This is a genomic window from Ensifer sp. NPDC090286 (assembly GCF_044769565.1).
Classification (GTDB): Bacteria; Pseudomonadota; Alphaproteobacteria; order Rhizobiales; family Rhizobiaceae; genus Ensifer.
In genome coordinates this window covers 376,029-390,654 of the sequence record NZ_JBIVYF010000005.1, presented here as the reverse complement: position 1 = coordinate 390,654, position 14,626 = coordinate 376,029, and the positions used below count along the sequence as shown (strand labels likewise).

Genomic DNA, 14,626 nt, shown 5'->3' with positions numbered 1-14,626 from the left:
TGATTAGTTTTGGATCAGACGGCCGCCGAGATTGTCGGGTTGGCGCTCAATCAGCGTCGGCCGGAAGACCTGCCTCAGCGCCTTGGGGTCCTCCCCTTCCATGCGGCGCAACAGGAATTGACCGAGCGTGCGACCGAGCACCTCGATCGGCTGATAGAAAGTGGTGATCGGCGGCGTGAAATAGGCGCTGACATTGATGTCGTCATAGGCGATGACATCGACATCGACGCCGACCTGGCGCCCGAGGCTGCCGAGGCCCGAGAGCACGCCGAGCGTGGTGGATTCGTTGATGCAGACGAAGGCGGTCGGCGCGTCGTCGAATTGCAGGAAATCGATCACCGTCTGCCGTCCGAAATGGGTCGAGAGATCACCCTCGGCAATCAGATCCGTCGGGGCTTCCAGGCCGACCTCGCGAAACGCCCGGACGAAGCCGTCGATCCTGTCGAGCGCGTAGGAAAGCCGCCGTTCCGGATTGACCAGCGCGATCCGCCGGTGGCCGCCGGCGATCAGCCGCGCGGTAGCCGCATGCGCGGCCCATTCGTTGTCGATGTCGACATGGGCATAGTCGAGATCCCCGCGGCAACGTCCCATCGAGACGAAGGGGAAATCCTCGCCGACGAGCAGATCGATGCGCGGATCGTCGGCGAGAATGCCGGAGAAGATCAGACCGTCGGCAAGCCCCTGGTCGACGATGCGGCGCGCCGCATCCGCGCCATCGGCGGCATCGCGGATGACATGCACGGACATGCGGTAGTCGGTACCTTCGAGCGCCTGGCTGATGCCGCTCAGGGTCTGGGTGTACTCAACGCCGTCCCATTCATAGTCGCGCGCGGCCGTCACCGGCATCAGCACGGCCGCCTGAAAACTCTTGCCGGTGCGAAGCGCCATGCCGCGAGCGTTGGCCTGGTAGCCGACTTCGCGTGCCGCCTTGTAGATGATGTCTCTGGTCGCTGGCGCAACCACGGGCGATTCACGCAGCGCCTTGGAGATCGTGGCAATGGAATAGCCGGTCATCTCCGCCAGGGTCTTGATCGTCGGCGTCGGCGTGCGTCGCGCCCTGTGCATCTCAGTCGCCATGCACCCTCCCAGGCTTAGGCTTTCTCCTGGAGACTAGAGGTAACAGCCAATAAAAACGTTTTCAAGAAAAATAAAAACGTTTTTATTCCTACCACACAGCAAACGCTACGCGACGCCGGACGCGCGTCTTCGTACCTTGAACAACGGGAGGGGATTGGAACGGTGCGTGCGCGGCCCGCTAGTGAGCGGTGTAGGCGCCATCGACGAGGTGAACGCTTCCCGTGATGAAGCTTGCCTGTTCCGACAACAGGAAACAGATCAGGGCCGCCACTTCCTGCGGCGTGCCACGGCGTCCCATCGGCTGCAGCGACATCATGCGCCGGCTGCTGGACACGTCGGCATTTTCGCCCGATAGCGGCGTGTCGATCCAGCCGGGCGCCACCGCATTGATGCGGATACCGCTACGGGCGTACTCGATCGCAGCGGCCTTCGTCAGCCCGACCACTGCGTGCTTGGCCGCCGTGTAGGCGGCGGCTGTCGGCAGAGCGACCGAACCGAGAATGGACGTCGTGTTTACGATCGCTCCGCCACCCTGCGCCGCCATGGCCGCGATCTCGTATTTCATACAATAGAAAACGCCGTGAAGGTTGACGTCCATCAGCGCGTGCCAGCTGTCGATTGGATAGTCGGCGGTTGCCTTGCGCACGCCGTCGATCCCGGCATTGTTGACTGCGAGATGCAGGCCACCACAGGTCTGAACGGCGTAGTTCACCAGCTTTTCGACGGCGGCAGAATCGGCGACATCAAGCGCGACGTGATGGGCCTTGCCTCCATTCGCGCAAATATCTTCGACGACGAGGCGCACTGCGTCGGCATCGACATCGGCAGCAATGACTTCCGCGCCCTCGGCCGCGAGTTGCCGGCATACGGCCGCGCCGATTCCCGAACCGGCGCCGGTCACCACAGCGACTTTGCCAGTGAAGCCTAAATTCATACCGTCATTTCCAGTTGTCACGCTCGACCAACCGAGTGTGTGCGATGTCGCAAATCATTTCATGCATTTGATGCGCAGCACAGATTTATCGACCCACCGTCCACAGAAAGCCGTGAAAATCACCAGCAGTTTTAATGAGATTTCCGAGCACGATTCAGATTCGTCCGCACGAATACATCACTCTTGCGCAGACTTTCCCGCGGAACGTGCAAAAATATCTCCTGTTCCGACCGCATAGGCTGACGCAGGGTTTAGTTTGACTGATCGGAACTTTGCCGGCAAATATTGTAATGCTAAAAGCGAGTCGGGGTGTACCATTTTTCTCAGCAGGTAAAGATGGACAATCAGCGCATTACTCGGAGAGCCCTGTTTATCAGCAGCCTTGGCTTGCTGGCCGGGTGCAGTTCAAGCTGGCAGGGCGTTTCGTTCCCATCGCTGTACGGTGGCACACCGGGTGTGGATCCCCGCTACCGAAAGAGACACGTCCGGTATGACGGCAAGGAACCGGCCGGGACAATTCTCGTCGATACATCGCAACGCTACCTCTATTCGATCGAAAACGGCGGATGGGCGATGCGTTACGGAATCGGCGTCGGAGAGGAAGGGCTCACACTCAAAGGGCGAGCCGTCGTCGGCCGCAAGGCCGAGTGGCCGTCATGGACGCCCACCGCAAGCATGATCCGACGCAAGCCGGAACTGGCGCAATACGCCGGCGGCGTTACAGGCGGCCCTCACAACCCTTTGGGCGCGTCGGCTCTATACCTTTATCGCAATGGACAGGACACCAAGTTCCGGCTCCACGGCACGAATGCACCATGGACTATAGGCCAGGCCGTTTCAAACGGCTGCATACGTCTAACCAATGATGATATAGTCGATCTCTACGCACGGACACCAATTGGAACTCCGGTATTGATCATTTGATAGCGTACTCTATCTCTCTTCCGTATTGGAGTAGGGCGGGAATGTTCCGAAACACAGTTTGGATTTTGGTAAGGATAAAGCGGACAGGGAGTGTGCTCTTTCCGCACTAGGCCGAATCGTGAATTGCTACTAATACTGTAAGCGTTGCCTTCGAATAACCATTCCGACCACAGAGGAAAGGACATATTGATGAGCAGAATCCTAATCGTTACAGTTGCGTTGCTTTCCGTCGCCAGCCTCGCGGCGTGCGGAACCATCGGCAAAGGCAAAGGCAAGGCCCCACCACCGGTGGCCGCAGAACCGGCGCCCGTTTACAAATAACTCTGACCTTGGTTCGGGGAGGACCATCGTCCTCCCCGCCCTATCTGATCGTGGCCAGCCCGGCCACTCGTAGGGGCGCGCGGACCGAAAGCCTTAGGTGGCATTCTCGCGTGCTCATCAGAATTCGGGAAAGATGGCGCAGGAATGATGCGTTCACGAGGTCTTATTTCGTTCGCCGTATTGGCCACACTGGCGCTCACGGCGTGTCAATCGCAAGATAAGGGCCCACAGCCGCGGTTTGTCTCAAGCTATGCGGGCACGTCGCAACAGAGCAATCAGGGCTACTTCATCGAGTTCCGCTCTCGTTATGCGCTCAGTTACGGGCACTCCTATGTAATCTTCGGCCAGCTCAGCAAGTCCGGAGCAATGGTCAATCCGGAAGTTGCGGGACTTGCACCCGCGACAAGCGATACAGCTCCCTATGTTATTGGCCACCTTCTGCCGGTCCCGGCCGAAACTGGCGCCAGCGACGGCGACCTCGAAGAACAGTACAGGTCGGCGAGCTGGCGCGTCATGTTGACGGAGGCGCAATACCGCGACGTCGTTGCCAAGATCCGAAAGCTCAAATCCGAAGCCCGCTTCTGGCAGGCGTCGATCTACAACTGCAACGCTTTCGTCGCCGACATCGCGCGCTCCATGGGTTACAAGACACCTGGCATCTGGCTGAGGCCGCAGCAATTCATCACGCGGCTGCGTGAGATGAACGGCGGCTAGCGGGCAAGCACACCACGCCACACCTGACCAGGCACAAGGAAGCGCCTCCATCGCCCGTCAACGGCGGTCTCGGCCGCTGCGGTTTTATTGCCTTGTCAGGTCCGAGCGACGCATGGCAGTCTCGTGCGTGATTGCCACCTGCGGACCAGCATCCGCACAAAAGAGCTTGGGTGAGCCAACGTGAACATGTCTGCCGCTTCCATCGGCGAAATCGTCTGGGTCGTGGGCATCATTGCCTGGTATGTCGTCCGTTACCCGTTCGAACGCCGTGCAAGGCGTGTGCGGGTGATGAGCAACCGTCGATCGACGACCGATACGATTGGCCTGGCTGCTGCTTCGCTCGGCCTTGCCATTGTGCCAGCACTCTATGTCGCGACAGGAATTCCGAGGTTTGCCGACTACGTCGCCCAACCATGGCTGGTCGGACTTGGGGCATTTGTGTTCGCCGCGGCGATCTGGACCTTCCGTCGAACGCACAAGGAACTTGGCCGCAACTGGTCCATTTCGCTGGAAATCCGCGAAAAACACAAGCTGATCAGCACCGGCCCTTACGCCACCGTCCGCCACCCGATGTATACGAGCTTCCTGCTTATGGGCCTCGGCCAGATGCTGCTGCTGTCGAACTGGGTGGTCGGAGTTGCGGGGCTTGTTGGATTCGCTGTTCTTTTCTTCCTGCGCGTGGGCAAGGAGGAGCGCCTGATGCTGGAATTCTTCGGGCCCGAATATCGCGAATACATGGACAGGACGAAGCGAATTATACCCTATATCTACTAGAGGTGGCACTATGCGGGGCCGACCGATCAAGCTTTCCGCCGCACGACGCCTCGTCGGCGATCTGATGCGATTTTCCATCGGCGTGCCTCGGGTCACGGTGCAGCGGCAGATGGACATCAGTGCGTTGCACAAAGCCCGCGCAAGCCGCTCGGATCGGCCCTCGTGGATGGTGTTGTTTCTCAAGGGCTACGGGTTACTCTCGCAGGAGACGCCAGATTTCCGCCGGGCCTATGTCAAGCTTCCGAGACCGCAACTCTATGAGTACCCCGGAAGCATCGCGTCCGTGGCGCACGAGCGCGAGTACGAAGGCGAGCGCGTCGTTCTTCTCAGCACGATCAAGACACCCGAACGGCGATCCATTGCCGAATTGAGCGCCCTGCTCCAGGAGGCCCGTTCCCGTCCCGTGCTCGAGATCAAGGAATTTCGGCGGGCGTTGAAGATCGCGCGCCTGCCGGCGCCGTTGCGGCGGCTGCTGATGTGGCTCAGCCTGAACATGGGGCGCCAACGGGGCCACCGCTTCGGCACCTTCCAATTATCTGTCTATTCCGGCCTGGGTGCTGAATCGCTCAATCCGCTGACGCCGCTGACGACCATCTTCAACTATGGGCCGATCGGTGACGACGGATCGGTTACCGTGAGAATCCACTATGACCACCGCGTCATGGACGGCGCCAACGTCGCGCGCGCCCTGGCGCGTTTCGAGGAAATATTGAACGGCGAGATCGCAGACGAGGTGACGGGCCTTACGAAAGCCGACAACGCGCCCATCGCTGCGCCGGAGCCTTCCGCATGACATTGCAGCAATCACCACGAGCCGCCATTGTCGTCGTCGGAGCGTCCCGGGGCATCGGCAGAGCAATTGCCGAGCTTGCCGCGCGAGACGGCGCGCCGGTCGTTCTGGTCGCGCGGTCCATCGAAGGCTTGCGCGTCGTGGAGGCTGCGATCAACCAGGCGGGCGGCGAGGCTTTCTCCTTGCCAGTCAATCTTGCCGCCCCAGATGCCACGCGCATCCTCGACGAATTTCTCGCGCGCGAAGACCTCGCATGCGACGTTCTTGTCAACAGCGCCGGCTATGGCCTGCGCGGCGCGGCGACCGCTTTGCCGATTGCCGACCAGATTGGCATGATCGACGTCAATGTACGGGCGCTAGCGGCCCTGACTTTGCACCTGTTGCCGGGCATGGTCGCGCGCGGTCGCGGCGGCATCATCAACCTGGCCTCCGTCGCCAGTTTCACGCCCGGCCCGTACATGGCGATGTATTATGCGAGCAAAGCCTTCGTTCGCTCCTTTTCCGAGGCGCTCTACCAGGAGACGCGAAAGACGGGCGTAACCGTGACCTGCGTTGCGCCGGGACCGGTGTCGACCGAATTCCTCGAAAAATCCGGCGCCAACAGGGCGGCTTTGTTCAAAGCGCTTCCGAAAGCCACACCGGAATACGTGGCAAGATGCGCCTGGCGCGGTTTCAAGGCCCGGCGGCGGCTGGTCATTCCCGGCATGTCCGCCAGGCTGGCGATCTTGATCGCCAACCTCCTTCCCTCCTCAGCACTTCTGCCGCTTGTCGGTCGCCTGCAACTGCGCGGAAACGACCCCTGCCCTTGCGGATCCGGCAAGCAACTCAAGCACTGCTGCCGCGCAGGCCACGCCAAAGGCGGACCGGCCCCGGCGTGATCCCCTTCGCGGCCTGTTCTCGTCCGGTACCTGACCAAAATGCGCCGAGTGCAGGCGGACCCTGGCCATGGCGACGCTCAGTGGGCTTCGGCGCCTGAAGGAAGGAAGTGTGCCTCCCACTCGCTTTTGGGAATTTCATCGCCGACCTGAAAGTCGAACCGCACGACGCTTTTGATATCCGGCGCAACAGCGCAGCCAAACTTGATGTTGAACCAACGCCCCCTGCTGCGAAAGGCGGCGCCATCGGCGCGGAGGTCCCGGCCCGTCAGGCGGATATTCGACGTGGCGTAGGCGACGAGCAAGTCGGGGTTAAAGTCGACGCGCCAGCGATGAACCTGCTCCATTGCCTCAAGATTGCAGAGCTGGACGATCCGCTCATCGGCGGCAAGCTGCGAAAGTCCTTCCAGCGCCTGTCTGCTGCGTGAATCGGCCAGTATCGCCGCCGAGAAGAACCGCTTCGCTTGCACCATCGGCTGGGCAGCCTGTGGCGGCGTCGCTCTTTCCGTAGCAGGCGCCGTCTCCCCAACGGAATGTGCGACGGCATTTTGCGATCCGAGAACTGGCTGCACCACCTCAGGGCGTGGGGGCGGCAATTCCAGTATCTGAACGGCGATCCCCTCGTCCGGGATCGGAACAGGTGGCCTCGTTGACGGGAGGAGGAAAAGCGCCAGCGCGGCGAAAGCATGAAGGATGAGAGCAAGCGTCAGGCTTGGCCAGATCGGTGTCTCATTGCGACGATGCGTTACTGCCTGCACCGATCAGATCATCCCATGCGCGATATCAGGGCCGGAAGCATCACGGCCGCTCCTGGCGCAGGCGACACTACCAGCAACGCGACAATAGAAAAGCCGCCGCCGACAATCTGCCAGCGACGGCTTGATATCCGTGTTTTGGGCGACGCCTGCGACCGGTATCAATCCATGTCGTCGTTGTCGGGCGCGCTCATATGGTCGCGGTTGCCGTAGATGATCTCGCGCTTGCCGACATGGTTTGCCGGTCCGACGAGGCCTTCCTTTTCCATGCGCTCGACCAGCGAGGCCGCGCGATTGTAGCCGACGCCGAGGCGGCGCTGGATGTAGGAAGTTGAGCACTTCTTGTCGCGCAGCACCACCTTGACCGCCTGGTCGTAGAGTTCGTTGCCGTCTTCCGACGCAAGCGCGCTCTTGTCGAAGACCGGGGTCTCCTCCTGCGGCTCTTCTTCCTCTTCTTCCGCCGTGACGGTGTCGAGGTATTCCGGGCGGCCTTGCGTCTTCAGATGCGCGACCACGTGTTCAACTTCCAGATCGGAGACGAACGGACCGTGGACACGGGCGATACGCCCGCCGCCCTGCATGTGCAGCATGTCGCCCTGGCCGAGCAGCTGCTCGGCACCCTGTTCGCCGAGGATCGTGCGGCTGTCGATCTTCGAGGTCACCTGGAACGAGATGCGGGTCGGGAAGTTCGCCTTGATCGTGCCGGTAATGACGTCGACCGAGGGACGCTGCGTCGCCATGATCAGGTGAATACCGGCAGCGCGCGCCATCTGGGCCAGCCGCTGGATCGCGCCTTCGATCTCCTTGCCGGCGACCATCATCAGGTCGGCCATCTCGTCGACGATGACGACGATATAGGGCATCGGCGCCAGGTCCATTTCCTGCTGTTCGAACAGCGGCTCGCCGGTGCCCTTCTCAAAGCCGGTCTGGACCGTGCACATGACCGGCTCGCCCTTTTCGCGGGCAGCGGCGGCGCGCTGGTTGTAGCCGTCGATGTTGCGCACACCGAGCCGCGACATCTTGCGGTAGCGGTCTTCCATCTCGCGAACGGCCCACTTCAGCGCCATGACCGCCTTCTTCGGGTCGGTAACGACGGGAGTGAGCAGATGCGGGATACCGTCGTAGACGGAGAGTTCGAGCATCTTAGGATCGACCATGATCAAGCGGCACTGATCCGGGCTCAAGCGATAGAGCAGCGACAGGATCATGGTGTTGATCGCGACCGACTTGCCCGAGCCGGTGGTGCCGGCGACAAGCAGATGCGGCATCTTCGCGAGTTCGGCAATGACTGGCTCGCCACCGATCGTCTTGCCGAGGCAAAGCGCCAGCTTGTAGCCGGTCTTGCGGAAATCGACGGATTCGATCAGCTCGCGGAAATAGACGGTCTCGCGGGTCGCATTCGGCAGTTCGATACCGATGACGTTGCGGCCGGGCACGACCGCGACACGGGCCGAAAGCGCCGACATGGAGCGGGCGATATCGTCGGCAAGGTTGATGACGCGCGATGACTTCACGCCGGGTGCCGGCTCGAATTCATAGAGCGTGACGACCGGGCCGGGACGCACATGGATGATCTCGCCCTTGACGCCGAAGTCTTCGAGCACGCTTTCAAGCAGGCCGGCATTCTGTTCCAGCTGCTCCTGCGTCATGAAGAAGCCCTGGCCGACAGGCGCTTCCTGCAGCAGCTCCTCGGACGGGAACTCGTAGCCGTCGGCGCTCGGCGCGCGGTCGGTCTTGCCGATGGCCGGCATGTTGCTCGGCGCGCGGGTCACCTGCGCCGGCATGGTGATCGCCGCCTTCGTGGCGACCGGCGCCGGCTGTTCGATTTCGACCGGTTCGGCGTCGATGATGTCAGCGGCAGCGACAGACGCCGGTTCTTCAGCCACGGCAACGGGAGCCGGGGCAACGTCGGCAAGCGGCTGCGATGCCGGCATATCCTCGGGCTTTGCCCCACGAACGTCCACGACGCGGAACAGCGAGGTGATCGCCGTCGGCGGCACGCGGCGGATTTCAACCGGGCGCACGGGCGCTGGCGGCGTGACCGCAACGGGCGCAACGGCGACGGGAGTGATAACAGGCGTCATCGCAGCCGGCGCGGGCGTCTCGACAAAGGGCTTCGGATGCACGGCTTCGGCGCCCGCAACGTCTGCATCGTCGGCCGGGCCGAATTCGAAGAAGGCGAAATCCGACAGGAAGACGGAATGCGCAGCGCTCTGGTCGACGGCAGCTTCGGCTGAGGTCGGAGCGGACGTCGGCGTCACTTCGGCGACCGGTGCGGAAACGGCGATCGGCGTCGTCAGAACCGGCGCGAGGGCCACGCCCTCATCGGCCGGCGATTCGACGCGCTCGAGCATGGCCGGCTCGATCGTGTTTTGTGCCGCGGTCCAGGTCGGTAACTGGTTGGTCAGCATGCGCAGCAGTTCGGACGGGCTGTAGGACGGCAGCGCGACCTCGGCCTGCAGCACCTCGTCAGCAGCAGCGGCCGAAGCTTCGATCGGCGCGGGTTCGACCGGAGCCGTCGCGACGGGCTCGACGACGACCGGAGCAGGCTCCGCCGCCACCGCGACGATCGCCTCTTCGGCTTCGGTAACCGTTTCGTTTTCATCGACCTGCGGCGCGCGCCGCTTCATGAATTCGCGCTCGGGCGTGCGGGTAAAGCGCACGTTCGGGGCCAGGAAGAAATGGCTCTCCCAGGTGGAATCACCGTAGTGGCCGGCAATCTCCGAGAGGGTCGGCAAGGGTTCGCTCATCGTCGACGTCACCTGTGCAGGAGCGTAGGCGGAACCCTGCCCATAGAGGCGGGTCGCACGGCTCGCGGTTTCGGCCTGCTGGTTTGCCGGCCGGCGGGGCGCCGCCGGCGCCTCGTACAACTGATAGGGGTCGGCGGGGTCCGCCTCATGGGTGGGCATACCGCTCAACGCATCATCCTGCGGACCATCGAAATAATCCGCCTGGTTTGCATCATGCAAAGCAGCCTGTGAGAAGTTTGTCCTGGGAATACGCATGGGTCCTGGAAGAGCTAGAGACATCGCCGCGGGGCCTTCTAAGCGATAGGAAATGAAGGTTAACAAGTCCCTTCCAACGCCCCGTTTCGAACCGGACTCGGCGGTCGATTGCCGTCTTTCTGTGGGCTTGATGCAACGGCAAGGCCCGACGTCCCAAGGCGGCCGCGACATCCCGTCGCCGCCCTCATACGGGCAAAAATATTTCTTGGATGAAGGCGATATCGGCGCTCACAAAGGTATGCCCGCGGTGGGTCGCCACCGGCTCCAGCGGGAAAACGAATCGGGCCCGCGTGAGCGCATCACGCGGGCCCGATCGGACGTATCTAAGACGTAGGCTTCGCTCAGCCTTCGCGGCCGGACGCAAACACCGCATGATGCCTGGCAAGCAGCTCGACCACCTCGTCGATGAAGGCGGGATCGACATCGGCCGAGAACTCGATGCGGGCATTCTTGCCGTCGCGCTTGAGCTTGGCAAAGGCGCGGCCGCCGGCGTCGACCAGCGTTTCCGGCTTGGTCGCCGCTGCATCCGGCTTCGGCTTGCGCGACAGGCGGGTGAAGACGATCTGGAACCGCTGGTCGCTTTCGGCTTCGAGGAAGCGGCGCGAGCGGCACTCTTCCTGCGCCAGTTCCACGGTCGCCATATCCTCAAGCAGCGCGCCGAAGGCCATCCAGCGTTCGCGGCCGACTTTCGGCGCCGGGCCGATGGCGCGGGCGATCGCCGGCGGCACGCCTTCTGCCACCTGAAGCAGGCGCGACAGCTCGCTCTTCTGCACTGCGAGCGCCTCGCCGATCACCTTGCGGTCGAAACCGCGGTCGGCAAGAGCGGACGCAAACATGGCGCGCTCGATGAAGGACAGGTTGCGCCGCTCGGCGTTTTCCTTGCCCTGCGCCAGCACCAGCTCGTCATCGGTCAGCGGCCGGACGATGGCCTTGACCTTGATGCCGAGGCTGCGCACGGCGTTGAGGCGGCGATGGCCGTAAGCCGTCTGGTAGCGGCCCTGCTTCTGCGGGTGCGGGCGCACCAGGATCGGCGACTGCTGGCCACTGTCGCGAATGCTGTCGGCGAGCGCCAGGAATTCCGGATCGTCGGTCTCGCCATCGGTCAGGCGGTCGCCGACGAAGGACGCGTCGATCAGTTCCGGATCAAGCTCGACGACGCGCTCGCCCTGGTGCAGGGCCTCGCGCAGTGCGCGCGCCTCTTCCGCCTCGCGGGTGATACTGCCGAGCGAAAGCCCCATGGCCTTGATCGCGCCGGAGGCCGCCCGCGGCACGTCGGCCTGGGCTGCAGGGACGACGACCGGCTTTGCCGGCTGCACGCTTGGTGCGGCAGGCGCCTTGTCGTCCACTTCTGCGGCAGGCGCCGCCGGGGCGACATTGCCCGAAAAGAGTGCGCGCAGTTCGTTTTTGCGGTTGCCAGCCATATCGGTCAGCGCCCCCAAGCCGCGTGAATGAGCGTTTCGATCTCTCCGTTGACGGCGTTCAGCGATTCGATCGCGCGGTCATAGGTGGCGCGGGTGAAGTTCTCCCGCCCGACCTCGTAGAGCGTCTGCTTCGTCAGGCCGGCATCGGAAACCGCCGTCGATTTCACCATGGCCGACGTCAGCACGCGGTCGCCGAAGAGCGAGCGCATGAAGCCGACGATCTGTGCCTGCGGCCCATCATTCGGCTCGAAGCGGGTGACGAGATAGCGCAGGAAGTCGAAATTCAGTTCGCCGCCGGCCTCGCGCACGACGCTGAGCAGATCCGACGTCATGTAGAGGAACTGGTTCATCGAGGCGACGTCGAGCATCTGCGGATGCACGGTGACGACGACGGACGTCGAGGCACACAGCGCCGACAGTGTCAGGTAACCGAGTTGCGGCGGGCAGTCGATGATGACGACGTCATAGTCGTCGGCGACGCTGGCGAGCGCTGCCTGAACGCGGGCGAAGAACAGCGGCCCCGCGTCCGTGCCGTTCTGGCGCGCGCCCAGAGCCTGCGGCGTCGTGTGCTCGAACTCCTGCAGTTCGAGATTGCCGGGCACCAGATCGAGACCGTCGAAATAGGTCTTGCGGATGATGTCCTTCAGCGGCCGCGCTTCGGCGTCGTAGCGGATCGCGCCATAGAGCGTGTCGTTGCCGGTAAGGTCGAGCTCCGGCTGGTAGCCGAAGAGGGCCGAGAGCGACGCCTGCGGGTCGAGGTCGACGGCAAGCACCCGGTGGCCGGTCATGGCGAGATATTGCGCGATGTGCACCGAAGAGGTCGTCTTGCCGGAGCCGCCCTTGAAGTTGGTGACCGAGATCACCTGCAGATGTTCACCCGCTTCCGCATCGCGCCATTTCAGATAGCTGCGCGCCTTGGCGGCGTTGCCCTTGGCAAGAGCCTGTTCGGCCAGATGCCGGCGCAGCGCATTGATGTCGGAGAGCGAATAGGAACGGCGGCCACCAAGCCCGGTATCGGGCTGCGGTCCCTCGCCGGCAAGCGAAAGCTGGCGCAGGTAACCGTCGGAAACGCCGATCAGCTTGGCCGCCTCGCCCGAGGTGAAGCTGCGCAGCGTCTTCATCGCTGTCGGCGGGAACAGGCGCTCGCGCATCGCCTTCAACTGTTCGGAAAGCGCGCGGGCATCCGCCGCGATTGCCTCGTCGGCCGGGCGCCGGGCCTGGGCGTGGCCTGCGTCCTGTCTTGCCTGGGTTGCCGTCATATTCATTCTGCCATACTCCTTGCGCGCGTCAGCGGCCCAACGGCGCCCCATCGCGCTAACAGAGATTCAATTCAAATACGGCCAATTGGCACTTATTCGGAAAACTCCGTAACAGAGATGCCGGAGCTTGCGATTCGCGTCAAGAGTCGGGCACCAATCAAAGGCGCGTGCGCTTGACGGGCAGGCGTTCCGGACGCCCACAAAACGAAACGCCCGCGGGGTGGCGCGGGCGTTTGCAAGCATCGAAAAAGTGAAATCAGAGCTTGGGACCGATATGATCAGGGATCGGGCACTGGTACGGTTTGCCCTCGGTCTTTTCCCGCCATTCGGCCTTTGCCCGCGCCAAGAGATCGGCGTCGAGGATCAGGTCGAGACCGGTCGTGGCCAGTGATTTTGCCGCGTGGGCAAACGCCTTGTGCGCGGCCGGGCTCTTGCCCTGCGCTACCACCTGCCAGGTGTGCGGCGCCGTGCCGATCGCCCAGGCAGGCGCCCAGCATTGCGCCGTCGGCGTGATCCAACTGACGTCGCCGACATCGGTCGAGCCGGCGCGGAAATGCGACTGCCCCTCGAAATCGCGCAGGCCGAGATGCAGTCCGGTCGAACCGTCCATGCGGCTGTTGGCGAAAACGTCGGCCTTGATCTGATAGAGCCGGATGCTGCTCGAGATTGCTTCGGCCGTCAGCGTCTTCTGGATGTCCTTGGCAAAGGCGATATCCGCCTCGTCGAAGGGCACCGGGCCGAGCGCCACCATGTTGTCGTGGATCGCCGTTTCCAACGCGATGTTGGGCAGCAGGTTGGTCGCCGCGCGGTCGAACACGATCTCGACCTCGGTCTCCGTCATCATCGCCGCACCCTTGGCGATCTTGTCGATGCGGGCAGCGAGCGCCAGGGCCTCCGGCATCTGCGGCGCACGCACGAGATAGAGCGCCTCGGCACGGGCCTGGACGACGTTTGCTGCCTTGCCGCCGGCATCGGTGATCGCATAGTGCACGCGGCAATCCTGCGGCATATGCTCCCTCAGGAAGTTGACGCCGACATTCATCAGTTCCAGCGCATCGAGCGCGCTGCGGCCGAGATGGGCACCGTTCGACGCGTGCGCGGCCACGCCCTTGAAGCGATAGTAGATTTCGAGAACGGCGAGATTGTTGGTCGAGCGCACGCCGTTGAAGGGTGCCGGGTGCCAGGTCAGCGCCGTATCGACATCGGCAAAGATGCCGGCGCGCGCCATGAAGGTCTTGCCGGAGCCGCCTTCCTCGCCGGGGCAGCCGTAATAGCGCACCGTGCCCGGCAAGCCGTTTTCCTTGAGGTAGCGGGCAAGCGCGACAGCGGCGAGCAGCGAGCCGGTGCCGAGCAGATTGTGGCCGCAGCCATGGCCCGTACCGCCGTCGACTTCGGCGTGCGCTTCGGCAACGCCGGCTACCTGGCTCAAACCAGCCAGCGCGTCGAACTCGCCGAGAAAGGCGATCACCGGCAGGCCCTGCCCGCTCTCGCCGACGAAAGCGGTGTCGATCTCCGCCAGCCCGCGCGACACGCGAAACCCGTGCTTCTCAAGCATGGCGATCTGTGTCGCTACCGACTTTTCCTCATGAAAACTCAGTTCCGCGTGGTCCCAGATCGCGTCGCTCATTGCGGCGAATTCGGGCTTCAGCGCTTCGATCGTTTCGACAAGGGCGGTTCGTGCGGCTGGATTTGGCATCAATCATCCTTTTGCGACGGCGCGGGGCGCGGTCGCATCAGCAGTTTGTCTAGGGAGGTGCGGAGGGCGGCAAACGGCCGC

13 protein-coding genes are annotated in these 14,626 nt (G+C 63.0%); 6 read left to right on the top strand and 7 right to left on the bottom strand.

Annotation, left to right across the window (positions count from 1 at the left end):
- Positions 1–3: 3 nt before the first annotated feature.
- The gene (locus ACIQUG_RS25980; RefSeq protein WP_402325022.1) at positions 4–1,077 is read right to left on the bottom strand and encodes a LacI family DNA-binding transcriptional regulator; all 1,074 of its coding nucleotides are present in this window, start codon (positions 1,075–1,077) and stop codon (positions 4–6) included.
- A 178-nt stretch (positions 1,078–1,255) separates the two neighbouring features.
- Entirely contained in the window at positions 1,256–2,011 is a 756-nt protein-coding gene (locus ACIQUG_RS25975; RefSeq protein WP_192450384.1) for an SDR family NAD(P)-dependent oxidoreductase, read from the bottom strand.
- Between the two features lie 336 nt (positions 2,012–2,347).
- On the opposite strand from ACIQUG_RS25975, the gene ACIQUG_RS25970 reads away from it, so the two are divergent.
- The 6 genes from ACIQUG_RS25970 (at position 2,348) to ACIQUG_RS25945 (ending at position 6,412) form a co-directional block, all read left to right on the top strand.
- Entirely contained in the window at positions 2,348–2,935 is a 588-nt protein-coding gene (locus tag ACIQUG_RS25970; RefSeq protein ID WP_402325019.1) for a L,D-transpeptidase, read from the top strand.
- Between the two features lie 189 nt (positions 2,936–3,124).
- Positions 3,125–3,256: an ABC transporter gene (locus ACIQUG_RS25965; RefSeq protein ID WP_082006004.1), complete on the top strand. Its 132-nt coding sequence runs from the start codon at positions 3,125–3,127 to the stop codon at positions 3,254–3,256.
- 144 nt (positions 3,257–3,400) lie between these two features.
- On the top strand, positions 3,401–3,970 hold the full coding sequence (locus ACIQUG_RS25960; RefSeq protein ID WP_402325018.1) for a hypothetical protein: 570 nt from the start codon (positions 3,401–3,403) through the stop codon (positions 3,968–3,970).
- Between the two features lie 186 nt (positions 3,971–4,156).
- Complete coding sequence (locus ACIQUG_RS25955) at positions 4,157–4,744, top strand: protein-S-isoprenylcysteine O-methyltransferase (protein ID WP_402325207.1); 588 nt, start codon at positions 4,157–4,159, stop codon at positions 4,742–4,744.
- Between the two features lie 10 nt (positions 4,745–4,754).
- Positions 4,755–5,537 carry a hypothetical protein gene (locus tag ACIQUG_RS25950; protein WP_402325016.1) on the top strand — a complete coding sequence of 261 codons (783 nt, stop codon included), beginning with the start codon at positions 4,755–4,757 and terminating at the stop codon, positions 5,535–5,537.
- A complete protein-coding gene (locus tag ACIQUG_RS25945) occupies positions 5,534–6,412 on the top strand; it encodes an SDR family NAD(P)-dependent oxidoreductase (RefSeq protein WP_402325015.1) in 879 nt (292 codons plus the stop codon). The genes ACIQUG_RS25950 and ACIQUG_RS25945 overlap by 4 nt, the downstream gene beginning before the upstream one ends.
- 77 nt (positions 6,413–6,489) lie before the next feature.
- Here ACIQUG_RS25945 and ACIQUG_RS25940 read toward each other — a convergent pair whose 3' ends face one another.
- From ACIQUG_RS25940 to ACIQUG_RS25920, 5 genes are all read right to left on the bottom strand, one after another.
- The gene (locus tag ACIQUG_RS25940; protein ID WP_402325013.1) at positions 6,490–7,167 is read right to left on the bottom strand and encodes a DUF930 domain-containing protein; all 678 of its coding nucleotides are present in this window, start codon (positions 7,165–7,167) and stop codon (positions 6,490–6,492) included.
- A gap of 158 nt (positions 7,168–7,325) precedes the next feature.
- Complete coding sequence (locus ACIQUG_RS25935) at positions 7,326–10,169, bottom strand: DNA translocase FtsK (RefSeq protein WP_402325012.1); 2,844 nt, start codon at positions 10,167–10,169, stop codon at positions 7,326–7,328.
- Positions 10,170–10,510: 341 nt separating this feature from the next.
- On the bottom strand, positions 10,511–11,590 hold the full coding sequence (gene repB / locus ACIQUG_RS25930; RefSeq protein ID WP_402325011.1) for a plasmid partitioning protein RepB: 1,080 nt from the start codon (positions 11,588–11,590) through the stop codon (positions 10,511–10,513).
- 5 nt (positions 11,591–11,595) lie between these two features.
- Positions 11,596–12,855 carry a plasmid partitioning protein RepA gene (gene repA, locus ACIQUG_RS25925; RefSeq protein WP_402325009.1) on the bottom strand — a complete coding sequence of 420 codons (1,260 nt, stop codon included), beginning with the start codon at positions 12,853–12,855 and terminating at the stop codon, positions 11,596–11,598.
- A gap of 250 nt (positions 12,856–13,105) precedes the next feature.
- Positions 13,106–14,545, bottom strand: coding sequence for a M20 family metallopeptidase (locus ACIQUG_RS25920; RefSeq protein WP_402325007.1), 1,440 nt, complete (start codon positions 14,543–14,545; stop codon positions 13,106–13,108).
- Positions 14,546–14,626 lie beyond the last annotated feature (81 nt).

Bases quoted from the DNA above. Each gene is read 5' to 3' on its own strand.
- ACIQUG_RS25955 (WP_402325207.1), top strand. From the start codon at position 4,157: ATGTCTGCCGCTTCCATCGGCGAAATCGTCTGGGTCGTGGGCATCATT.
- ACIQUG_RS25935 (WP_402325012.1), bottom strand. From the start codon at position 10,169: ATGCGTATTCCCAGGACAAACTTCTCACAGGCTGCTTTGCATGATGCA.
- repA (WP_402325009.1), bottom strand. From the start codon at position 12,855: ATGAATATGACGGCAACCCAGGCAAGACAGGACGCAGGCCACGCCCAG.
- ACIQUG_RS25960 (WP_402325018.1), top strand. From the start codon at position 3,401: ATGATGCGTTCACGAGGTCTTATTTCGTTCGCCGTATTGGCCACACTG.
- repB (WP_402325011.1), bottom strand. From the start codon at position 11,590: ATGGCTGGCAACCGCAAAAACGAACTGCGCGCACTCTTTTCGGGCAAT.
- ACIQUG_RS25950 (WP_402325016.1), top strand. From the start codon at position 4,755: ATGCGGGGCCGACCGATCAAGCTTTCCGCCGCACGACGCCTCGTCGGC.
- ACIQUG_RS25945 (WP_402325015.1), top strand. From the start codon at position 5,534: ATGACATTGCAGCAATCACCACGAGCCGCCATTGTCGTCGTCGGAGCG.
- ACIQUG_RS25965 (WP_082006004.1), top strand. From the start codon at position 3,125: ATGAGCAGAATCCTAATCGTTACAGTTGCGTTGCTTTCCGTCGCCAGC.
- ACIQUG_RS25975 (WP_192450384.1), bottom strand. From the start codon at position 2,011: ATGAATTTAGGCTTCACTGGCAAAGTCGCTGTGGTGACCGGCGCCGGT.
- ACIQUG_RS25980 (WP_402325022.1), bottom strand. From the start codon at position 1,077: ATGGCGACTGAGATGCACAGGGCGCGACGCACGCCGACGCCGACGATC.
- ACIQUG_RS25970 (WP_402325019.1), top strand. From the start codon at position 2,348: ATGGACAATCAGCGCATTACTCGGAGAGCCCTGTTTATCAGCAGCCTT.
- ACIQUG_RS25920 (WP_402325007.1), bottom strand. From the start codon at position 14,545: ATGCCAAATCCAGCCGCACGAACCGCCCTTGTCGAAACGATCGAAGCG.